The organism is Candidatus Bathyarchaeota archaeon, from assembly GCA_026014805.1.
Lineage (GTDB): Archaea > Thermoproteota > Bathyarchaeia > Bathyarchaeales > SOJC01 > JAGLZW01.
In genome coordinates, this window is sequence record JAOZHR010000007.1 from 1 (window position 1) to 22,423 (window position 22,423).

Sequence of the window (22,423 nt, forward strand, 5' to 3'; positions counted from 1 at the left end):
AAAGACTCGACGATATCTAATGAAACATCTTGAACACAAAATTTCTCGTCTCTAGATGCGCTGTGCGCATCAATCTGTCCTTCTTATCAGTATCCTCTGCGAAGGTAGCACGCTTACGAATTGCCAGCCATCTGCAAGTTAGCCTCCAACTCCTCTTCCCCCACTATTGTCTGCGGGTCTTTCTCAAAAGCCTCATACTTAAGTCGGCGCGGGCGAGAGCGAGCACTCAACTCCTTTTTAGACATAAACAAACCTATGAGAACGATCGTTAACAAAAGTATCTGCACCTAAAAAGTGGCGGGCCCGTGGGGATTTGAACCCCAGATCTCCGGCTCCGCAGGCCAGCGTCCTAATCCGGACTAGACTACGGGCCCTCTCAACTGGATTACGGTTTTCTGAGCATACTAAAGAGAAAATCATTAACATATTAATAAGATTTAGAAGTTCTGGATTGAGTAAGGGGATATTAAAGGATATGCGCTCGAGTAACCTTCCTTTTATGAAATTGCCAGGTGGTTGAAGAAGCACTCTAAGAGAAAGTTGGGGTATATTATTAATAGATTTCTCTTGAAATTTGTGTTACTCAGTCATTCTAAAATGTCAAAAGAGGAACTAGAGACAGTTCCCAGGCAGACTTTTCTACTGCTACGAGCCATTAAATTTTTGTCCCGACTGAATCAATAGTCATACAAATAAGTTTACAGTATCCTTAGAGACCAACACTAACCGCGTACGCAACAATGATAAGCCAATCCTGACCAGACTACGGACCGCTTTTTCGTCCTTTAATACTCAGTGACAAAAGCAAAAGAGCTTTTAGAGTCATTACTAGTTTACTGCTCGCTGCAGAGCTTCGGTGACGTTTTGTTTTCCCATGGCAATTATGTAGGGGCCAAGTCTTGGGCCTGCGGGTGTTCCGAAGAGAATTGTGTAGAGCGTTTTGAAGAATCTTTTTGGCGGTATGTCGTGTTCTCGGGCGATGTTGAAGATTGCGCTTTGAATTATTTCCGCATTTATTTTGCCTTGAAGAGTTTCTACAAGTTCCTTTATTGCATCTGTCTCGTTTGCCTTGAGTTTGAGTGGGGTTTCTTTTATTTCCATGAAGTCGTGGTTCCAGTTGATGGCGTATTGGATTCTTTCCTTTAGACCTTTAAGCGGTAATTCCTTGTCTTTTAAGTGGCCATATTCTCGCAGTTTCTGTGTGACATATTCTGTTTCTCTGCCTTCGGGGGCGATTTTGGTTATGTATGCTAGGAGGTTGTAGGGTATATGGATGCTGGGCTTTGATGGTGGATTGAGCCAGCAGCAGTACTTGTAGAGCCCGGTCAGTTTTGCGAGTTCTTTCTTGTTGGCGATTTGTTTCTTGCCGAAGTAGATGTCCTCCAATTCGTCGAATTCGTTCATGTATTGAGGGATATCTACTACTGACAGTTCGCGAGTGCCTGTAAAGCGCTTTAGCATGAGCAAGATTAGTGATTGGGACGAGCCATAGTGGAGCCAAACTTGTGGTGTGAAGACATTTCCGGCGGATTTTGAAATTTTCTTTCCACTTTTGTCTAGGAACATTTCATATCTTGCGTGCATCGGTGGTTCGTACTGGAGGATTTCTCGGCAGATTCTATCGTTTATTCTCACGGAGTCCTCTATGTCTTTTCCGTAGGCCTCGAACCTTATGTCTAAGGCTTTCCATCTTACTGCGAATTCGCTTTTCCAGCTCAGTTTGCCTTCGCCCTTTCTGTAGTCCGTTTCTCCTTGATATCCACAGCCTTCGAGCCATTTTCCTTTTATTTCCATGCCTTTGCAGGTGTATAGTATTTTTTCTTCTTGCGGCAAGAATTTGTGGGCGGTTGTGGTGTAGATTCGCCCACAATTGCCACATATTGGAAAATAAGGAAGCGCTTCGGTGTATCTTTCTTGTCCTACCTCTTCTTTCACGATTTTGCCTACTCGTTTCGCGTTTGTGAGGATTGTTTTGATTTCTTCGTTGAACCAGCCTTCTTTGTAAGCTTTTTCTGCTGAAATGAAGTGGTATTCTATGTTGGATTTGTCTAGGGCTTCTAGTAGTAGAGAGCTCATGTGTTCTCCGAAGCTGTTGTGGCATTTGAAGGGGTCGGGTATGCTTGTGACTGGGCAGCCGAGATATTTTTGCATTGTTTTAGGAAAGCCTGCTGGAATTTTTCGCAAACCGTCTTTGTCGTCTGAAAACGCGATTAGTTCAGAGTTGATGCCTTGTTCCTTCAAAGCCAAGGTGACTGCGAAGGATCTTGCTGCATCGGCAAAACTGCCGATATGAGGTAGCCCTGAAGCGCCAAGACCCATTTCTGTTCGGATTAGGTCAAGGTTGCGTCCTAGTTTATGTTCCCTTTCTATGATTCTGGCGGCTGCTTTGTCGTACCATGTGCCGTGACCGATGATTTTTACCGTCATCAAAGTTTCAGTCCACAACATTATGAAGCGTTGGGAAATAAAAATTGTTGTCTAATCTAAGCTTGTAACGCCTACTCGCTTCTTGGGTTCATGTATGAGAAATATAACTATGAGAAGTTGGGGAATAATCAATCCAAGTGCTACATAGAAGGGCAGTTGAGGAATGCCAATCGTCAGTCCTTCTATGAAGAGATAGTTACCGAGTAACATGCCGAAGCCCATCACGATATAACCGATGAAATTTGTGAGCCCAACAACCTTGCCTCTATTTACTGGTTGCACAAGGTCCGTTGCAAGCGCCATCACTGCGGACATCGCTAACAATTGAGCTATCCCGAATAGAATCATCGAAATCATTACTGTCAAGAAGTTGCCAGTGGCAAAAATCAATGTAGCAGCGCCAAGGGTGAGTAAACCAAGAATCAAAGGAATTTTCCTTCCAAACTTGTCGACCATCTTGCCGATTGGGATTGAAGCTACGACCATTGTCAATAAAAGCGGGATGAAGACGAGCCACCACTGCTCTATGCTAATTCCAAGTACCTTCATTGCGTAAATTTGGTTGACCACTTGCGTAAGCACCATCCCGAACATTACCAGAGTTTGAACGATAAATAACCAGAACATTGATCGCGGCACCTTCTTCATAACGCTGACGCTTTCTTTTATAGCCTTAGGGTAAGAGGAAATGAAATAGCTAAAGCGGATTGGCTCTTCGGTCGTTACTGTTTCTTTTAGTCTGAGCCGCCACACCGCCGCTATGAGATAAAGAACTGTCATGATTAGGTAGATTACCCTCATACTCCACTCCAGCCCAAATCGCAGCAAAAGAAAACCTGCAATTATAGGGCCAGGAGTGTTAAATGTACCATGAATAAGCTGTATAATCGATATACCCATGCCCCTACGCTCGGCAGGAAGCGAATCTTGAACCATCGCGAACAGCGCTGGCTGATAAATTAAACAAAGACTGCTCACAATTGTTCCTAGCAAAATAAAGTGCCACGTTGGGGCAAGTGCAAGGAACAGCCACGACAGTGCCATTCCAAACGTCATAGTTGTGATGAGCCAACGCCTTCCATATTTGTCTGCAAGGTAGCCGCCTGGAAAGGCTACGGCTGCCATTGCCAGGAAATTTGCCAGACCGATGATTCCCAGGGCCATATCTGGGCCGTGCAGAGTTTCGACGACGTAAGCTTGAAAGTTTGGGGTGGGCATTTCCATGGCGAGGTCCATTATTATCCAGCTTATTACAAGAACTCGATAGTTGCCTGTGATGAAGGAGAACTCCCGCCTAAGAACGTCGATTAGCCCCATGAATTTCACTCTTTTCTTGAAGCGTGCGTGCGTGCTAATATAAGTCTTGACTTCATTCTCTGCATGGGCGTTGTCAGCGTAGAATTATCTCTCTACGATACTAATGATATCACCTGTGGCTGCTTTGATGTGCGTGTTTACAGGAAATGTATAAAGAGACTTTGAATCATCTATTAAATCCATCGCCGACATAGTCAAAAGATAGAGTAGTGAAGCGCGTATATGCCTAAAATAGGCCAAACTTGATTGCCGGTATGTCACCCTTGATTGTCATTCCCGTTGCGCCGTCTAAGATTATTTCGTGGCTTTTCTTCTTGTATTCGTAAGCTACAAACCAAATTGGCGCATGAAGGTAAACAGCGTCGCCAAATTCGAAGTCGGTGTGCATCTCCATTATTTTGTCCACCTCTTGCTTGATTAAGAACTGGTGAAGGGCTTCAATCTGCTGCTTAGCCTTCTCAGCCGCCTCACTCTTCTCAACTTCACTGTTCAGAACCTTCGCAAATCCCTCTACTTTCCGAAAGTCGTAAGGAACCTTACCTTCTAATGGAACATCGTACTCCCTAGTGGGGAAATGTGTGGCTTTTCTCGCAAGGATAAGCCAGTCGTAATGCTTTTCTATTTTGCCTTCCTTCACTACTGGCGGTGTGAGCCGTTCAAAAACGCCCTTATATGAGCTGATTGCTTCGATTTCCAAGACCCAGAAGGGAACATAAACTAGATTTTTTTCTGTTATTTTTGATTTTTTTACCAAGTCGCTTGGCTTTGTGAACCCTGCCCTCATCCACTTGTGCACTATGCCTTCAATTTGAGATGGGTCATATTTGTTTAGGAACATGGAATGTTTAAAGGTGAAGGGTCGACCTGTCTCAATTACCTGTGTAAAGCCGCAGTAACGACACGTAGTCACGATTTCTCCGGGTTTGAATTGAATTGGCGCCCCACAGTGGGCGCAACTGATTTTATGTATTATGGACATCGAAAGCCTCCAGTTTGATATGAACAGGGCTTGGATATATTCTATTTTCTGCTTGACCGCAGCGCAGTGGCGACTGCCAACACTCCGATTAACGCTAACACAAACACGATGGTATACATCGGATTCATTCCCACTTTTATCATGTACAACGAGCCACCGAGAACTATGAAAAGCATGCCCCAGCCGAAAGTGCTGAAAGCACCTTCTTCAGGTTTGACTGCTTTAAGACCAGCAGTAACTACGGTCCAAACGCCGCTGGATAGTAGGATTAAAGGAACAATGTTTTCTACTAAAATTAATTCCAAAAGAAAAGCAGCTATCCAAACTGCAACAATTACTAGAAAAACGCCAAAGGACAGAAGTCCTAACTGAAACCTTGCCAAACAATTTCCCTCCAAAGTGCCGCTAAAAACTCTATACGTCCAAGATATATATTATTTACACAAAAGGAGAATTTGCTATGAATATCAGAAAATACAAAGGCAGCGACTTTAACAATTTAGCCCGCCTCCACAAAGATTTTTTCAATGAGATGCGGGAATGGCAAGGTTGGGAACAATTAAAGCTTGACGAAAAAGGGGCTGTAAAAACCGCAAAAGAAAGCTTAGACAGGAATTCACGGATATTTGTGGCTGAAAATTCGAGAAGAAGATTACAAAACTATCCGAAAATGGTTTAAAGACAAAAAATACGCCGAATCAACCAAAAAAAGGTGTCTGAGTTGCATGAACCGAGTCTGCACTGCTTTAGACAAGAATCCAGACCAGCTAATTGACGAATTGAAAACGTCGCCAAACACCACGGCTGAACTGGAAAACATCCACAAAAAAGTAACAATCCACCTAAAAGTGAGCTACGACCTAATTCTCAGAACGATAGACACCTACTTCGAAAGATTTCACGCATTTTGCTCAACCAATGGAATCGAAATCTCGCTAAAAGAAACGCCCGACCTATTAAGACGCTTGCGAACCGTGAACTGGGAGACTTACCTTTCAATAACACACCGCAATTAGACATCTGACAATCGCATCTATTGGAAACGATGATGCTTGACACAGACGCCTACCACAATCCTTACATTATATATAACCTAGAAATTCCATTTCTCCATTGGCTGCAAAATGGCATACCCCACGCGGAGTGTGTATACTATCATATCACAATTCTTTAACCTATTATTGTTATTAGTCACTGTCTCTCCCTCTCTAGGGTGTGTGATTTTGCAACCATTGGTTCATGGGTTGTCCACCATTATACACTAGGTGGAGAGCGCCCTATTCATCACAACACCAATATCTCTTATATATTCAATCATATCTATACTCACTAGTTCACTACTCCGTCGCTTGCATACCTCTCCACCCGTTGTATTCTGGTGGTGAGCCATTGGAGAAAAAGTCTATTTCTTTTCAGATTCTTTTTGATAAGAAGGCGAATAAGATAGAACCCGAAGTTCACTTAATCGAGAAGTATTTTCAGCTAATCAAAGGTTGCAATATCACAAACGACTAGCAAGGGATTCCTAGGCAATCGGTCTACGAAGCATTTGCGAAAAACTCTAAAATGTTCTTCATCCTAAGCTTCCCATACACAAACAAAAGTTTACTATTTTGGAAGAAACATCAGTCTCAGTAGAATCTGAATACGCTTTCGTTAAATGCTTAGAATCCCCCATAGGTCACTTTTTTAGATGGTATCTTACAGTAGAAGCTTTAATCCCAAATTTCTTAGCGATTTCGTTTTGTGTAAATCCTTGGGCATATAGAGCCTTCATTTCTTCAACATCTTTTTTGGTAATTCCTTTTCTTATCGGTTTCGTTTTAGGCTCAATTTCTTTCTTTGGTCTAACTTTTCTTTCAAAAATCGCTAAATCTTTGGGATAATTACACATCTTTATTTCGGTAACCTTATTATTCAAAATCTTTATGAAAATGAATTTAATAGGGATTCCTAACTCTAAAGCTTTCTCATAATACTTTCTCTGGGATTCAGAAGCAAAATCAAACGTATTGGTTCTCCTTTGTGTTGACTTTACCTCAACTATTGCAAATAGTTCTCTCTTTTTGTTATAGATATAGAAATCGCAAATTAAGAAATTCTTAATGAAATGCCTTTGCCGTTTAGTTAATCTTCCAAAAGACCCATAAACTTTAGTGAATCTTGTAAAAGTTCTAAAAGACCCGTAGACTTTCCACCCTCTTTCCTTGAGCCAGTCCTTCGCCAACATTTCACAAGCTAACCCAAAGACATATCGAGGCTTAGGTCTACCCCTAAGAGTTCTTTTTGCTTTCTGATAATATTCATTAAATTCTTTCATTCCGAAGCCTTTGCATTATGCTTGTATTTCCAATATAGTAGTTTTTCTCAAAATAAAATAAGTATGGCAAACACAGGTAGGGTAACACCGATGACCCCCATACTATAAGCAAACTTTTATGTAGATTTCAAGGTTATCGCTTAACTTTCATGTCTAAAGAGTGATGTCAAATAATTGCACTAGTTCCTCACAAGTTTTAGTTTTATCAAAACCGAAGAGCATTAGACAGTCGAATAGATGATGTGCAAGATGGTGCACGTATGGTCTAGTTTCTGGATATTTTTTGTAAAGAATCTTTAGATGTCTCTTAGCTCGTTCAATTACCGTTAATAAATGGTCTGGATTTCTACATTCTTTGCATCTTTCAAATTTATAGGTCATTATTCAAAACATCTCTCCTATTCTATAACTCGATTTCTATTTAATTCTACTTCAATCCATGCTCTAACATTCCTGAAAATTAAATCATCTAATTTCTGGTTGGTATTCTAAGCATTAATCACATCATGTTCATTCTCTAGATGTGGAAAATAACAGCAAGATATGAAATGCGGAAAAGTTATAGCAGAGCCAAAAGAACTGATTAGAATATGGCTACCATAAAAGCAACAAAAGAAAGCAAGTGAAAGCAATTGCGACAGGGAAGTACAATATCCAATCTTTCCATTTTGCTCTTCCTTTTTCTCCAATGACCCAAACAAGCGGGAGAAAGAAATATAGTTTTAATTCTCCTTCATACGCCCACTCTCTTAAGTAGTTCACAGTAGCCATATAAGTTGCTTCATGAATATGCCTCGCTCCATCTATTAAGACGGTTTTGCCATCGCTTTCAGTGCCTATATCATTTTTATTGATTTTAATCAAGTACTCTGACAAATAGCTAAAAACTGAGAACCGAAAAATCGCGCGGATCATAAACGTCAGTATGACTAAGATGCTTACAAATAAAACTAGAAACTTCAATCCTTCCAAATATAATTCATTTAATATCATCGGAAATTGTAGTGCCGAGAAGACGCTAGAAAGTGGCTCTTGCCGTGAATATTGAGCTGTTTGTAGTAATGCAAACAACGCTATAGTGAAGCCAATTAACCGTGCTGCTTGAGAAGTTGCTTGACCAGTAAAAAAGCGTAGAAGAGCATTTTTAGTTTGGATAAACTCATTATCTCCCAAGGTAGAACATCTTCCTAACGATAGTAATCGATTTTGTCATCTCAATATATAAAATTATGTCGTACTAATCGGAAAGTGTATTGATACACATGAAGAAAGCTCCAATCCGACTTGCAAAAAAACCTATAGAACTCCCCTACCCTTTCTGAAACAATTTCTCTGAGATAAGCTTCTGAAAACTCTAAATGCGAGAAATGCGGAAAAGTTATAGCTGAACCGAAATAATTGAAATCGACAGACACTTAGTTTCACCTAGCACTCTCTATATTTGTTGTTTTTTCAAATAGTCTAACTTAAATACTCTCAAAAACCAATTCCAATTAGACTTGCAAAAGATAGCGTAGGAGAATACTTTTGGTTGTCTCAGCCACCAATAAAAATAGATGTGGAAAAGATTTACAAAATCGATAATGCGGGCAATGTGGATGTTGAAAGAAGTTGGATTTTAACTAATCAAACACGCCAAGATGTTGACATATCAGAACTTTCTCTTTATGTCAGTGAACTAGGCAACATGCTTGCGAGCGCAAGAGCTAAAGACTCTTCGGGTAGTCTTGACTTACATCCAGAAAAGCAAGGGAGCATGATAAAATTGAGCGTGTTCCCACGGATTAATACATTGAGTCCTCGTCAAAAATATAAAATGACTTTACTATATCAGTTTCCAAGTAATGTTCACAAGCTTGGCGATGTGTGGCTTTTTTCAGACACAGTTTCTGGTATGAACACAACAAGTTTTGCCAACCTAATATCCGACAAGATGGACTTAAAATTCCAAGTAGTTCTTCCAAAGCTGAAAAAGAGATTCTGGCAAAGTATCCTTCAAGAATCTGCCCCAAAATGTAGGGAACTTGCAAGGGAAGAGAAAAGTTCTCAATATATCGATAACCCAGTGTTTGAATGGACAAGTTCTCTATTTTCAGATTATGTCTATAGAGCGGAATTAATCTACGGAATCAAAACAAGAACTTGGCTTACCAATATTCTTTCTGTTGTGGGAGGGGCAATCATCACTGGACTAATCGGTTATGGTTTCAATTTATTGAAAGGGGGGTGATTGAATGCCAGAAAAAGAAGAGAAAAAAGACAAAGAGACTGGGAGGATTATAAAAAAGCGTGATATATCTGGTGTGGAAAGACGAATCGGGCGTGATGTGCGAGAAGGATATGAACAATCTGGTGTTGAGCGTCGCTCTACAGAGAAGAAAAAGGAAAAAGAGAAGTGAACCCCTACCTCTTCCAGAGATATTTCTGAGAAAAGCCTTTGAAAATTCGGAGGCTTAAACGCTTTTTTTCAAGGCAGCTATCAACACAAGAAAAAAAACAAGTTTCCATAGTTATTTCACACTAAAATTTTAACACGTAATGTTTATTTCTTAAAAGCACTTCTAACTTTAAAAATGAGGTTTAAATCTTGGCAAGGCTAGCACAATTGAAACTTTCCATGACTATATCCATCCTTCTCGTCAGCGTAATCTTCACCGTTTTCCTAGGAGTAATTATGTACATACTGGGGCTTCATCCAATATGGGCTTTCATCGCTACCATATTCTTCCTTCTGCTACAGTATCTCATTGGACCGGCGATCGTAAGAGGCTCCACACATCTGCGCTACTTGAAATCAGGCGAAAACCCATGGCTAGAATCAACAGTGAAGGAACTAACCCAAAAAAGCGGCATTCCCATGCCCAAACTAGCAATAGTCCCAGATAAAACACCAAACGCCTTCATTTTTGGAAGAACAGCCGGCGACGCCACTCTCGCATTGCATGAGGGGTTGCTTGAAAAACTGAATAAAGATGAAATAAAAGCAGTTATCGGTCATGAACTTGGCCACATCAAACACAAAGACTATCTAGTTATGACTATGCTTTCAGCATTACCGCTCCTTGCTTTCTGGATTGCTTGGGGAACGTTTGAGGCTGGAAGATGGAGCAGCAGCGGTTCTCGCGATAAGAAGGAAGGCGGTCTTAAAGCGGCGCTTTTCATCGTCGCCTTAATATCATACATAGTCTATGTCGTGACGCTTCTATGTGTGATGGGTCTAAGCAGAAAGCGCGAACACTATGCTGACGCCTACTCCGCCTACATAACTGGTCAGCCAAGGCAGCTGCAAAGTGCTCTGGCTAAAATTACCTATGGACTCTCGCTATCGCCAAAGCCGACAACTAGTGCAAGAACATTTTACATAGGCGATCCGGCTATGGCAAAGCAGGAATGTCAAGGTATAATTAAGCGAAAAGACGCGTACGACCTTGACCGTGACGGCGTCTTAGATGAGAGGGAACTGCAGCATGCCATGGAGAAAGAAACCAAATCAACGTGGACATCCATCAATACGTGGTTTTCAACTCATCCTCCAACCTTTAAGAGAATTCTTATGCTGCGAGAAATCGAAGATGAGATGACGACCGGACGCTATTCCAGCGGTCGCATTTATGCCAACATCTAAACATGGGATGCTCACAATCTTTTTCTCTTTTATGTTTTAATACTTCAGCGGTTGGATGAAATAGAAGTCAAGCTTCTCAGCTACACGCCTGACCTTGAACAGCTTTGTCACTCGGCAGCATTGACCTCTACGCGACCGGTGGCAACATCAAAGATTTTTGAAGAACTCGATGTTTGTGTGCGCGGCTCTGAACGCATCAAGCCAAGAAACCTAACGTTCCGCATGTTCCGTGAGTCATATGAAGAAGTGTGTTTGCCCAATCAAGAAGAGATATGAAGACGATCTAGATACGATAAATAGAACGCAACTACTTTACTTTCCCAGAAAAAAGCTTAAAGAATAAGCATTCCAGATTTACAAAACGTAATGTCCCACAATTTGCAGAACAGGTTTTTCTGGACACTGTGCCTTATAGGGTTATTTGCGATTCTGAGTTCTACAATGTCAAAGAATCCTGTTCTGAAACTATTTGCTACAAGCTTAGGCACGCCAGAAGCATTATTGGGCATTGTCGCCGCTGCGTCCACGGTTCCTGGAATCTTTGTAAGCTTTCCTGCGGGTTGGCTTTCTGACGTGCTTGGGCGAAGAAAACTTTTGTTAGCATCTGGTATTGTCTTCGCTTCTGCCCCTTTTCTATATCTCTTCGTGTCTTCTTGGTGGCAACTTGTCCTAGTGCGTTTTTACCATGGTTTTGCAACCGCTATCTTTGTTCCAGTTTCAAACGCAACAATTGCAGAATTATTCCCAACCAAAAAAGGCGAGAAAATCTCAACGTTTTCTTCGGCAACCATTCTAGGAAGAAGCATTGCCCCTCTCCTCGGAGGTTCAATTCTATTCATCACGGCCAACAACTATCACGAGTTATATATCATTGTTGGAGCAGCTGGTGCCATTTCTCTATTTACAGCCTTAGTGTTTCTTAAAGAAATTGCTTCAACAAGCTCGATCAGACATTCAAAGGTAAGACAAGGGAAGAAAATTAGAGTTTTTCAAGATTGGAGCAAAATCGCAAAAAACAAGGGAATTCTAGTGGTAGGTATCTTGGAAGCTTCTCAATACTATACTTTCGGAGCATTTGAATTCTTTTTGGTTGCGTATCTTCAAGATATTGCAACGATGAACATTTTCCTGATAGGCATAATCTTAGGAGCACAGCTTATCACAATTTCGCTCACAAAACCTTTCATGGGCAAACTATCAGACAAAACCGGAAGAAGAACGCCAATTATTGCAGGATCGTTAATCGCTAGCTTTCCATTAATTGCTATCCCTCTCACAGTTCACTTTTCCTTGCTCTTAGCATTCTCCATAATGTATGGGTTAGGATTCTCTTTAGTAACCTCGTCAACACCAGCACTAATATCTGAATTAACTCAAAAAGAAAGCTACGGCGCAGCCATGGGATTCCTAGCCACGATAATGGATATCGGCCAAACCATCGGACCAATTGTGTCAGGAATAATACTCGCATCAACCCTGAAATATATCGGCCTATTCGGATCCCTCGGCATAATAATCCTCACCACTACAGGAATATTCTTTACAACTAAAACAGGCAAAACCTAGCTTCTCCTTGGACCCTAAGAAACAGCTTGCATTTAACGTCTATTAGACGCCCATTTGGAACCTGTAACAGGAATCCCCGTCAAAAAGTGACGCACACCCGGACTGTCAAATGCAAACTCGCGGTGAAGATTATTTGCGTTGGCGAGCGCATTACAAAAGAAGTGAGGGGCTTCCTAAAATATTCCAATCAAGCTACACATCAGCTCATGAAGTATTCTACATTCAGAGTTGAAGACAGAAAAGTTTGGATTAAATGTCGGATGATTTTTTCTTAGGCACGAGAAGGCGTATTCATGTTGTAAATCGTAACATATACCAAAACGCTTAATTTGGGTTCTCTCGTTCATAGGTAAATTCTCAGGAGCGGAAAAAGCTCTGCCCAAAATCATAGTTTGTCTTAAACAAGCAATAGACGTTGGCCAACTGAAGGCAGATCCGTCCACACATCGATTAGTCACAGCAGGTGTGTCACGGAAAATCAGTGATTTTGACAAGAATGCGTTAGAGGAAGCTGTTCGCCTTAAGGAAAAGCTTGGCGGCGAAGTCATAACAGTTACCGTGAGCGTGGAAGACGCCAAGACCTCAGTTCGTGAAGCTTTGGCGATGGGAGCTGACAAAGGATATTTCATCAACGATGAGGCTTTGCGAGATTCTGACACATTGGCAACTTCAATTGCGTTAGCAGAAGCGATAAAGAAAATCGGTGAGTTCGACCTTGTTCTTTGCGGTGAAGCGTCTATCGACGGTTTTTCAGCTCAAGTCGGCCCGCGTCTCGCTGAACTACTGAAAATCCCTGTGATCACGTACGCGCGTAAAATCACTTTAGAAGGCAACGTTGTAACTGTGGAGCGCGCTCTTGAAGATCGCTACGAGACAGTAAAAGCTAAGACGCCTGCAATAGTGACGGTAACCAAAGAGATTAACGAGTCGCGGATTCCTTCACTTATGGCGATAATGAAAGCTTCTAAAAAGGAAATCATAACTTGGAAGCTCGCAGACATCAATGTTCAACCTGGAAAAGTTGGAGAAACTGGATCTGGCATCAGGATCATGGATGTTTTGGCGCCTAAGGTAGAACGGAAAGGGGTCATGATTGAAGGAGAAAATCCTGCTGAGATTGCAGAGAAACTGGTGAAAGCGCTTATTCAGGAAGGTGTAGTGGGGAGGTAGAAAGCGATGAGCGAACATAAGGGTGTTTGGGTTTTTTCTGAGAATTATGATCTGATGCTGGAACTGTTAGCCGGCGGAAGCCCCCTTGCAGCTAACCTTGGGACAGAACTTGCAGCTGTGTTGCTTGGAAGCGAAGTGGGAAGCAAGGCAGAGGAGATTATTAAGTATGGTGCTGACAAAGTTTTCGTAGTTGACCACCACCGCCTAGAAAGCTTCCAAACAGAAACGTATTTGAGCGCTCTAACAAACCTCGTTGTCAATAACAAGCCTGAGATTCTTCTCATCGGATCTACAAAGGATGGAAAGGAGCTAGCTTCCCGTCTTGCTGCAAGGCTTGAAACTGGATGCACTCCAGATTGTAGTCAACTATCCATCAGCCAAGAGGGACAGCTTGTGACTAAGAGAATCGTGTACAGTGGCAACGCCATCGTCACAGCTACATATCGTAAAAAACCGCAAATAGCAACAGTACCACTTAGAACCTTCGAAAAGCCAGAGCCAAAAGAAAGGAACGGTGAGATAGCAAATGTTGATGTTGACATTGAAGAGCCAAAGTTGGAAGTTGTGGGAGTCAACAAGATGGAAGTGGCTGACGTGAAAATCGAAGAGGCGCGGATAGCTGTCTGCGGCGGAAGAGGAATTGAAAAGAAGGAAGACTTCAAGCCACTTAAAGAGCTCGCTCAACTTCTCGGCGGCCAAGTTGGCAACACGAGACCGTTAGCTGAAGACCGAAAATGGTTCACGGGATGGGTGGGATTGTCTGGAAAGAAAATCAAGCCGACACTTTACATAGGCTGCGGCATCAGCGGCATGATTCAACACGTAGCGGGGATGCGAGACTCGCAGGTGGTTGTGGCAATCAATAAGGATCCTGAAGCAGCTATCTTTGAGTTTGCTGACTATGTTGTCGTTGGAGACCTGTACGAGATAGTGCCAGCAATAGTTGATGCATTGAAAAAGGCATTGAGTATGTGATTACTCTTCTACTTGTATGCCATGTATTCCCTTCCCAGCAGTTCCCTCGCTATGACTACTCGTTGGATGTTTGTTGTTCCTTCGGCGCCGACGCAGTAGGACATTATACCTCTTAACCCCATCTCCACGGGGCACTCTTTTGTGTAGCCGTATGCGCCGAACCATAGCATGACGTGTTTGCAAACGTCAAAGGCGAAGTGCGGAGTCTTTAGTTTGCACGCGGAAATCATCTGTGCAACCTCAAGCGGTGTGAATCGTTTTTCTTTGTATCGCTTGTCCATCATCCAAGCAGTTCTGTAAACGAGCGACCGTAAGGCTTCTAGTTCTGCCCAGTCATCTGCCAACTCGAATTGTATGCCTTCAAACTTACCAATAGGACGCCCGAAGGCTCGCCGTTCCTTGATGTACTCCATGCCCAAATCTAACGCTCGTCTTGCAGCACCCAAACACACGGCACCGATTAGAATGCGGGCGCAGTCGAATCCTTCCATGGTTAAGTAAAAGCCTTTGTCAATCTCGCCGATAAGGTGATGTTCTGGCAACTGCACGTTCTTCATCACAAAACCACCTGTTGAAATGGCCATTCTTCCCATGTCTTCAAAGCGTTTGTTAATTTCAACTCCAAGGGCATCCATGGGTAAGTAGAACCCAGTCATTCCGCGGTGGGCTGCTTCTGGTGGTGCAGGTGAAGTTCTCGCGTTGACGAAAAAGCCTCCACCCCACTTCTTAGCCTCTTCAGTTCCGCTAATATAGGTTTTTTCACCGTTAAGAACCCATTTGTCTCCTTGCTTTTTGGCAGTGGACCGGAAGGCTGCAACGTCTGATCCGCCGCTTGCTTCTGTGGAGGCTATGCCGATGAAAGCGTCTCCTTTGATGGCTTTTCGTATGACTTCTCTGACTTGTTCGCTGCAGTATTTGTCAACAACGTATCCCCAAGATGATTCTACAAGCCAGAAGACAGGAATTGCGATGCTGATATCAGCATAACCCAACTCTTCAGCTGCGATACATGCCGTAACCCAATCGGCACCGGTTCCACCATGCTCCTCTGGAGCAGTCATGATTAGCAAGCCAAGGTTTGCCATATCTCTTACTAATGATTGGGGGATTTCCCCTTTGGTGTCCATTTCCCTAATTTTATCTAAGGGTAGAAATTTTCTGCACCATTCCTGCAGTGCTTTGCGGAAGAGTTCTTGCTCTTCTGTAAAGCTGAAATTTACCATTTGCGTTCCCTCTTGAAGAGAAATATGCTTATATTTGAGCATATAAGGATTGTCAGAGTGCACGCTTGAAATTTTGAGTTATTTGAATTTAGAATTCTCTGGGTTGAAACTTTGGTTTAGATGTAGCCCGAGTTTTTCCTTTTCGATCCCAAGGGCAAGTCCCAAAAGCTGAGTATAGTAAAGCACTGATAGGGAAAGCTTGCCACCTACGGTGTCCGCAGCTTCTTTCTGCTTGGCATCATACATTATATGACAATAAGGGCAGGTATCTACAAGTCCATCCACACTACAAGCTTGAACTGCCTTCAGTTTAGAGCCAGCAAGACTCAACGCCGCATCCTTATGCGAATTCAGCAAAGCCGCCCCGCAACAATCCAGCTTCTCTGAATAATCTACGGTCTCAGCTCCAAGAGCTTTAACCAAGGCATCCAGCTTTCTCGGATTTTCCGCATTGTCCACTCGTCCGATTTCGCTCGGTCTAATAATTTGGCACCCAGGATGCACCGCGAACTTCAAGCCTTTGAGTGGCTTCTTGACGTTGGTTTTTACTGCATCGATCTTAACCTTGTCGTGGAGCAAGTCAACAACATGCCAGATTTTAACCTTAGAGGGGTATTGAAGTCCCTCTTCTTTAAGCAATTCCTCCACCTTCCTGTGCATCTCTTCATCATCGCCTATTCGGTGCTTCGCCTCGCTCAGCATGAAGTGGCATTCGTTACAGGGCACGAGCAGGTCATCCAGGTCAGTTTGGCCTGCAAGAGCCAAGTTTCTTGCAGAAAGATACATGGCAGCAGAAATGTTGATGCTTCTCACTGGTCCCCCGCAACAAGACGCCCCCTTCAAGTTAACGAGCTCGATGTTGAAATGTGGAAAAACCTGCCTAACTGACATTTCATAACCGTACTGAGCTGTTGGGATTTTGCATCCCCAATAAACTGCGACTTTCACTTTTCACCCTCCAAGAACTGTCATAAAAACAGCCTTAAACTTGTCATCTGGATATTGTATTTTCGGCAGTCCAAGAGTTTCTCTGTTAAAGGGTTGCATTTCCCTAGAGGTAACCGTTTGCACTTGCTGCATCAAACCTGTTTCTAGGATTTGAGCCAACATTTTCATGTATGCTTCTGGAACCTTTGCTTCCCGTTCCACTGCTAAGTTTCTCAAGGCCATAATAGTGTCATAGGGAGATGCTTTCTGGGGGCACCTTTCTCGACATTTCAAACATGATGCACACGTCCAAATAATGTCGGATGAAACCAGTTCTTCAATAAACCCCGAGTTTACAAGAAGCATAATCTCGTGGGGTTTCAGTTCTAACAGTTTCAGCGACGTGCATCCACTGGTACAGCGCATGCATTGGAAACATTCGTCAGGGTGAACGTTCCACAATTTACTTAAAATCTTTTTTTGCAGCTCTTTATTGGACTTCACCATAGTCATAAGGTCAGTCAAGCTCATTATCTCTTCTCTCCTTGAACAGCAGCGGCAACCTGCGCTAAAATTTGCGCTTCTCGATAATGTTGCATGTCTATGGCGTGGGTGGGGCAGGCAGCGGAGCACACACCACAGCCTTGACAAACTGCTTCTAGAACCTTAGCAATATTTCTCTCTTCACCATCCACGATTTTGCCTTCCATTGTAACAGCCTGATATGGACAAATTGATTCACAAATTCTGCAGCCACTGCAAAAAGTTTCCTCAACAACTGCAATCAGTGGCTCAATCTCAACTTCACCGGTTGCTAAAAGCTCTGCAGCTTTCATTGCAGCGCCACTTGCCTGCGAAACCGTGTCAGGAATATCTTTTGGACTCTGACAAGTCCCTGCTAGAAATATGCCTCTAGTTGGGGTTTCTAAAGGTCGCAGCTTAGGGTGCGCCTCCAGAAAGAAACCATCTGGACTTCGTGGAATACGTAAAATATTCTGCAGTTCAGCAAAGTCTGGCGAGGGCACGAGGCCAGAAGCGAGTACAATGAGGTCAGCCTGAATTTCGAGAAGTTTGTTTGTGCTCGACTCGTAAACGTCAAAGCGCAACAAATGGTTAGGTGAAGACTTGATTTCTGAAGGTAGTCCTTTCACAAACTTGATACCCATGTGACGAGCTCGTTCGTAAAATTCTTCATATGCTTTGCCAAACGCCCGCATGTCATTGTAGCAGATGCAAACGTCAATATCATGACCCATCTTCTCCTTAACGAGAATAGCTTGTTTCAGCGTCACCATGCAACCGATGCGGCAGCAATATTCACAGAATCTCTTATCTCTGCTTCCAACGCATTGGATAAACGCCACGCTCCTAGGTGGCTTTCCTGTTGTAAGACGTAGCATTTTGCCTCCAGTGGGTCCTGCTGCGCTGGATAGCCTTTCAAACTCTAGATTGCTAATAACGTCCTTGTAGCGTCCATACCCTAGTTCAGGTGTCAGAGAAGGATTAAAAACCTCACATCCCACAGCTACAATTATGCCCCCAACTTCAATAGTGACATGTTCCTCTTTCTGTTGATAATTAATCACGCCCGCCAACTCGCACACTTTTTCGCATTCAAGACACTCGGAACAAACCCCGCACGCAAGACACCTGCCAGCCTCTTCTCTCGCCATTTCTTCTGTAAATCCTAACTCTACTTCTTTATTGCTTAATCTTTGGTCGAGAGAAAGTAAAGGCATTGCCAGCCGATGTTTTTCCTCTATCCCTACTTTGGGGACCTCTCCAATCTTCGAAACTTTCTTTTCCATCTCAGCCAGCAACTCTTCGCCTTTCAAATAATGATCAATGGAAATCGCCGCTCTTTTTCCTTGAGCTATTGCATCGATAACTGTGGACTCTCCCATAACCGCATCTCCCCCAGCAAAAATGCCTGGCAAATTCGTTTGCAAAGTGACAGGATCAACAGCAATAGTCTCGTATCGTGAGAGTTTCACGTTTTTTGGCAGAAGAGTGGTGTCAAGTGACTGACCCACTGCTGGAATCACCGTGTCAACATTTATGACGAATTCTGAGCCTTCGATGGCGATTGGACGTCTTCTTCCAGTTTCGTCGGGTTTTCCCAACTTCATTTCAATACATTCTAGAGCAACAACGCACCCTTCTTTGCCCAAAATTTTCGTTGGTGAAGCCAGGAAGTGAAGCTTGACGCCTTCCTTTGTTGCCTCCTCCACCTCAGAAGAGTGTGCCGGCATCTCCTCTCTCGATCTTCGGTACAAAATGATGACTTCTTCGGCGTGTCGTCGTAAGGCAGTTCTTGCTGCATCAACGGCAACGTTACCTCCGCCGATTACTGCAACTTTCTGTCCAATCTCAATATGTTTCTCCAAGTTTGCTTGCTTTAAAAACTCCAGAGCGGGCATCACGCCCTTTAATTCTTCACCCTCGATTCTGAGTTTGCGGCATTCTTGAACGCCAACAGCAATGAATATTACTGCGTAGCCTTGTTGCAGAAGCGAGTCTACCGTTAAATCCTTGCCAATTGTGACGTTGGTTTTGATTTCGACGCCCAAACGTTCGATTATTCGGATTTCTTCGTCGAGTATATCCTTGGGTAGCCGATACTTGGGTATGCCCACTCGCAGCATTCCACCGGGTTTGGGTGATGACTCAAAAACCGTTACGGGGTATCCCATTGTAGTTAGTTCATAAGCAGCTGTAAGTCCTGCTGGTCCAGAGCCGATTACTGCAACTTTTTCTGGGTATTTTTTAGGTATAGGTTCGGGTTTTTCCTTTTCTCGGCTTAAAACGTAGTCGGCTACAAACCGTTTTATGGCATTAATCGCCACTGGTTCATCCAATTTCCCACGTTCGCACTCACTTTCACAAGGACGAAAACAAACTCGCCCACAAACCGATGGGAAAGGGATAGATCGTCTAATAAGTTCGTAAGCCTCTTTGAATTTTCCTTGACTTACGAGGGCTATGTATCCTTGAACATTGACTCCTGCGGGACATGCTGCTCTACACAGCGGAGTCCCTCTTTTGTCGATTGTAAAAACGTTGGGTATTGCTTGGGGGAAAGGTCTGTATACGGCTTTTCTCGTCTTTAAGCCGAGGTCAAACTCGTTAGGCACCGAAATAGGACATACCTTTTCACACTCACCACAACCAGTACATTGCTCCACATCTATGTACCTAGGCTTTTTTCGAATCGTAACCTCGTAGTTTCCAACAAACCCCGTTACGTTTTCAACTTCAGCATACGTTAACAGTTCAATGTTGGAATGCCTACTTACTTCTGCCATTTTAGGTGTTAGGATACACGCGCTGCAGTCGAGTGTGGGAAACGTTTTGTCAAGTTGAGCCATTCTGCCCCCTATGCTTGGAGATTTCTCCACAAGATATACTTTGAACCCATCATTAGCCAAGTCGAGGGAGGCTTGGATTCCAGCAATTCCACCGCCTATGACGAGAACACTCTTCCTCGCTCTAATTTTAGCCCTTTCTAGTGGTTCTAAAAGGGTTGCTCGAGCGACAGCCATTTTAATAAGTACCTTGGCTTTTTCAGTTGCTTTTTTTGGTTCTTCGCTGTGACACCACGAGTCTTGCTCACGAATGTTGATCATCTCTAGCAGATACGGGTTTAATCCAGCCTCGCTTATTGCCTTGCGAAAAGTTTCTTCATGCATTCTCGGAGAGCAGGAAGCTACAACTACTCCATCTAACTTGTGTTTTTTAATATCTTCTTTGATCATTTTCTGTCCAGCGTCTGAACAGAGGTATGTATCGTCTCTTGCAACCCTTACGTTTGGAAGCTCTGCGGCGTACGCTGTAACGCCCTTAACATCCACTACTCCCGCTATATTCAATCCGCAGTGGCAGATATACACACCTATCTGAGCCAAGACCTAACCACCTTTTTTGGCTGTAGAATATTCTAACAGTGCCATAGAACCTTTTATCTATTACTAATATGGCTAAAAAACGTCTGATAGCCTTTGAAGTTGCGGAAACCAAAACTTTAAAGCAAAAATAATATCTAACACCAAGCTAAATTCTTTCTGTTCCCAAGTAATAGTTTTGGTGTTCAAATCCTTTTGGAACAAAGAAAGAAAAGTAGTCTAGTTCTTGCCAGTTTTTGATTAAAGTTTAATTAGCGCAAATCTGGTAACATTGTGCAGCTCGCAACCTCGTATTTGAAGGTATCGCTATGGAGATGATTCCTATTAACAAACCTCTCCTCGGCGAGGAAGAAGTTGAAGCAGTTGTCATAGTCTTGAGAAGCGGCATTCTAACAAGCCGCACGAAGAGCGGCTCAATAGTAGGACTGTTTGAAGATGCCTTTGCAAAGTTTGTGAAAGCTAAACATGCGTTTGCTGTAAACAGTGGAACGTCCGCGCTTCACTTATCGCTCTTAGCCGCGGAGGTAGGCCCCGGAAACGAAGTGATTGTACCCAGTTTCACATTTGTATCAACCGCCGAAACTGTGGTACTAGTAGGAGCCAAACCCGTCTTTGTAGACATAAACCTCGAAACATACAATATTGACCCCGAGAAAACTGGAAAAGCCATCACAAAGAATACCAAGGCAATCATACCAGTTGACCTTTTCGGATTGCCTGCAGAAACAAAGCCCATAAAAGAAATAGCACAAGAACATGGCTTGGCAGTTATTGAAGACGCCGCTCAAGCTCACGGTGCACAATATGCGGGAAAACCTGCTGGAAGTTTCGCTGACTTGGCTTGTTGGAGTTTCTACGCCAGCAAGAACATGACTACTGGCGAAGGTGGTATGATTACCACAAACAGCGATGAATACGCTGAAAAACTGCCCTACATGAGGTCACACGGTGAAAAAGAAGAATATGTGTCGAGTATGATTGGACACAATTTTCGCATGCCTGAAATGGAAGCAGCGATTGGCCGTGTCCAGCTTGAGAAGTTGCCGAATTTCCTGAAGCAAAGACGGAGAAATGCAGAAAGAATTGCGTCGAAACTAGAAGGCATCAAAGAACTGCAGCTGCCAACAGTGCCAAAAGGGTATAAACACAGCTGGTATCTCTTCACTGTTAGACTCAAGAATGCAGACGAGAAAAAACGAGACGAGACAATTGTTGAGTTAAAAAAACTTAGCATCGGCGCCACAGCTTATTACCGCGTGCCTATACATTTAATGCCTTTCTATAGCAAGTTCAGCAAACATGGTCTTCCAAACACAGAAAAAGCAGCAAGACAAGTCTTTTCGCTACCCGTCCATCCCGCTGTGACTACAGAACAGATAGACTATATAGCCAGCTCACTGCAAAAACTACTCGAATAATTTCATAATTATAATACAATGATTGTCAGCAACTCACCTGCGTGCTAGAGCACTTTTACTTTAAACACTAAGCTAGATGATGAACAACATTCCATTAGGAAAAAAGAAGCTGAAAAACAATGAACCTACAAATAGAAGAATAGCATACAATACAAAAGATTCATCTCACAAGCTTAATCGCGCTGTCAGCATAATCATTCTCGTTGAATATCACAATGTAGCAAAAACTCTATCAGTGGGGGACCCCTTCAATAATTGGGGGATGATGTGGCCGTCCCAGACCGACATTTATGGATGAGGACCTCATGACGGGCAGACCCCAAAACAACTTCTTGGAAGTAAAAGCTGTGAAGAAAGAGAAAAAGCGAGTAAAGTTTTGTCCAAAATGTGGCTCCACAGACATCCAGTGGGCTAGTGGGTTGCCTCAATTATGGTCGGTCTGGGAGTGCAGAGATTGTGGATACCGAGGAGCTTTCATAGTTGAGGATGGCAGACTGGCGGAAAAGATTCGAGAAAAGTTTTTGAAAAGAGTTAAAGAGGAATAAAAGCCATATACCTAGCTCTGTGGAACGGT

General features: G+C 43.1%; 22 protein-coding genes, 1 tRNA gene and 1 pseudogene. 12 read left to right on the top strand and 12 right to left on the bottom strand.

Features of this window, described 5'->3' with window-relative positions:
• Positions 1-295 precede the first annotated feature (295 nt).
• The 5 genes from NWE91_01520 to NWE91_01540 form a co-directional block, all read right to left on the bottom strand.
• Positions 296-374, bottom strand: a tRNA-Arg gene (locus NWE91_01520).
• Positions 375-828: 454 nt separating this feature from the next.
• Positions 829-2,427 (bottom strand): lysine--tRNA ligase, encoded by a 1,599-nt coding sequence (gene lysS, locus NWE91_01525; GenBank protein MCW3985078.1) that lies wholly within the window; start codon positions 2,425-2,427, stop codon positions 829-831.
• 51 nt (positions 2,428-2,478) lie between these two features.
• A complete protein-coding gene (locus NWE91_01530) occupies positions 2,479-3,744 on the bottom strand; it encodes an MFS transporter (protein MCW3985079.1) in 1,266 nt (421 codons plus the stop codon).
• Between the two features lie 226 nt (positions 3,745-3,970).
• Complete coding sequence (locus NWE91_01535) at positions 3,971-4,723, bottom strand: hypothetical protein (GenBank protein ID MCW3985080.1); 753 nt, start codon at positions 4,721-4,723, stop codon at positions 3,971-3,973.
• A gap of 41 nt (positions 4,724-4,764) precedes the next feature.
• Positions 4,765-5,106 (bottom strand): hypothetical protein, encoded by a 342-nt coding sequence (locus tag NWE91_01540; protein MCW3985081.1) that lies wholly within the window; start codon positions 5,104-5,106, stop codon positions 4,765-4,767.
• A 77-nt stretch (positions 5,107-5,183) separates the two neighbouring features.
• Between NWE91_01540 and NWE91_01545 the strand changes: the two genes are divergently transcribed.
• The 3 genes from NWE91_01545 (at position 5,184) to NWE91_01555 (ending at position 6,238) form a co-directional block, all read left to right on the top strand.
• Positions 5,184-5,402, top strand: coding sequence for a hypothetical protein (locus NWE91_01545; protein MCW3985082.1), 219 nt, complete (start codon positions 5,184-5,186; stop codon positions 5,400-5,402).
• A gap of 46 nt (positions 5,403-5,448) precedes the next feature.
• Complete coding sequence (locus NWE91_01550; GenBank protein MCW3985083.1) at positions 5,449-5,739, top strand: hypothetical protein; 291 nt, start codon at positions 5,449-5,451, stop codon at positions 5,737-5,739.
• Between the two features lie 373 nt (positions 5,740-6,112).
• Positions 6,113-6,238, top strand: coding sequence for a hypothetical protein (locus NWE91_01555; GenBank protein MCW3985084.1), 126 nt, complete (start codon positions 6,113-6,115; stop codon positions 6,236-6,238).
• Between the two features lie 166 nt (positions 6,239-6,404).
• Here NWE91_01555 and NWE91_01560 read toward each other — a convergent pair whose 3' ends face one another.
• Both NWE91_01560 and NWE91_01565 read right to left on the bottom strand, forming a co-directional pair.
• Positions 6,405-7,043 (bottom strand): helix-turn-helix domain-containing protein, encoded by a 639-nt coding sequence (locus tag NWE91_01560; GenBank protein ID MCW3985085.1) that lies wholly within the window; start codon positions 7,041-7,043, stop codon positions 6,405-6,407.
• Between the two features lie 594 nt (positions 7,044-7,637).
• Complete coding sequence (locus NWE91_01565) at positions 7,638-8,216, bottom strand: hypothetical protein (protein MCW3985086.1); 579 nt, start codon at positions 8,214-8,216, stop codon at positions 7,638-7,640.
• Positions 8,217-8,574: 358 nt separating this feature from the next.
• Between NWE91_01565 and NWE91_01570 the strand changes: the two genes are divergently transcribed.
• The 7 genes from NWE91_01570 (at position 8,575) to NWE91_01600 (ending at position 14,379) form a co-directional block, all read left to right on the top strand.
• Entirely contained in the window at positions 8,575-9,273 is a 699-nt protein-coding gene (locus NWE91_01570; protein ID MCW3985087.1) for a hypothetical protein, read from the top strand.
• Positions 9,274-9,277: 4 nt separating this feature from the next.
• Positions 9,278-9,442, top strand: coding sequence for a hypothetical protein (locus tag NWE91_01575; GenBank protein MCW3985088.1), 165 nt, complete (start codon positions 9,278-9,280; stop codon positions 9,440-9,442).
• A gap of 188 nt (positions 9,443-9,630) precedes the next feature.
• Positions 9,631-10,668 carry a zinc metalloprotease HtpX gene (locus NWE91_01580; GenBank protein MCW3985089.1) on the top strand — a complete coding sequence of 346 codons (1,038 nt, stop codon included), beginning with the start codon at positions 9,631-9,633 and terminating at the stop codon, positions 10,666-10,668.
• Between the two features lie 51 nt (positions 10,669-10,719).
• On the top strand, positions 10,720-10,944 hold the full coding sequence (locus NWE91_01585) for a hypothetical protein (protein ID MCW3985090.1): 225 nt from the start codon (positions 10,720-10,722) through the stop codon (positions 10,942-10,944).
• A gap of 90 nt (positions 10,945-11,034) precedes the next feature.
• Complete coding sequence (locus NWE91_01590) at positions 11,035-12,234, top strand: MFS transporter (protein ID MCW3985091.1); 1,200 nt, start codon at positions 11,035-11,037, stop codon at positions 12,232-12,234.
• Positions 12,235-12,657: 423 nt separating this feature from the next.
• The gene (locus tag NWE91_01595) at positions 12,658-13,404 is read left to right on the top strand and encodes an electron transfer flavoprotein subunit beta/FixA family protein (protein MCW3985092.1); all 747 of its coding nucleotides are present in this window, start codon (positions 12,658-12,660) and stop codon (positions 13,402-13,404) included.
• Positions 13,405-13,410: 6 nt separating this feature from the next.
• Positions 13,411-14,379, top strand: coding sequence for an electron transfer flavoprotein subunit alpha/FixB family protein (locus NWE91_01600; protein ID MCW3985093.1), 969 nt, complete (start codon positions 13,411-13,413; stop codon positions 14,377-14,379).
• An 8-nt stretch (positions 14,380-14,387) separates the two neighbouring features.
• Here NWE91_01600 and NWE91_01605 read toward each other — a convergent pair whose 3' ends face one another.
• From NWE91_01605 to NWE91_01625, 5 genes and pseudogenes are all read right to left on the bottom strand, one after another.
• Complete coding sequence (locus NWE91_01605) at positions 14,388-15,602, bottom strand: acyl-CoA/acyl-ACP dehydrogenase (protein MCW3985094.1); 1,215 nt, start codon at positions 15,600-15,602, stop codon at positions 14,388-14,390.
• A 78-nt stretch (positions 15,603-15,680) separates the two neighbouring features.
• The gene (locus tag NWE91_01610; protein MCW3985095.1) at positions 15,681-16,550 is read right to left on the bottom strand and encodes a CoB--CoM heterodisulfide reductase iron-sulfur subunit B family protein; all 870 of its coding nucleotides are present in this window, start codon (positions 16,548-16,550) and stop codon (positions 15,681-15,683) included.
• Positions 16,551-16,553: 3 nt separating this feature from the next.
• On the bottom strand, positions 16,554-17,060 hold the full coding sequence (locus tag NWE91_01615) for a 4Fe-4S dicluster domain-containing protein (GenBank protein ID MCW3985096.1): 507 nt from the start codon (positions 17,058-17,060) through the stop codon (positions 16,554-16,556).
• Positions 17,060-19,597: an NAD(P)-binding protein gene (locus NWE91_01620; GenBank protein ID MCW3985097.1), complete on the bottom strand. Its 2,538-nt coding sequence runs from the start codon at positions 19,595-19,597 to the stop codon at positions 17,060-17,062. The genes NWE91_01615 and NWE91_01620 overlap by 1 nt, the downstream gene beginning before the upstream one ends.
• A pseudogene (locus NWE91_01625) lies at positions 19,571-20,434 on the bottom strand (FAD-dependent oxidoreductase). Before NWE91_01625 ends, NWE91_01620 begins: the two are co-directional and overlap by 27 nt.
• 305 nt (positions 20,435-20,739) lie before the next feature.
• On the opposite strand from NWE91_01625, the gene NWE91_01630 reads away from it, so the two are divergent.
• Positions 20,740-21,849 (top strand): DegT/DnrJ/EryC1/StrS family aminotransferase, encoded by a 1,110-nt coding sequence (locus tag NWE91_01630; GenBank protein MCW3985098.1) that lies wholly within the window; start codon positions 20,740-20,742, stop codon positions 21,847-21,849.
• A 305-nt stretch (positions 21,850-22,154) separates the two neighbouring features.
• On the top strand, positions 22,155-22,394 hold the full coding sequence (locus NWE91_01635; GenBank protein ID MCW3985099.1) for a hypothetical protein: 240 nt from the start codon (positions 22,155-22,157) through the stop codon (positions 22,392-22,394).
• Positions 22,395-22,423: the final 29 nt, after the last annotated feature.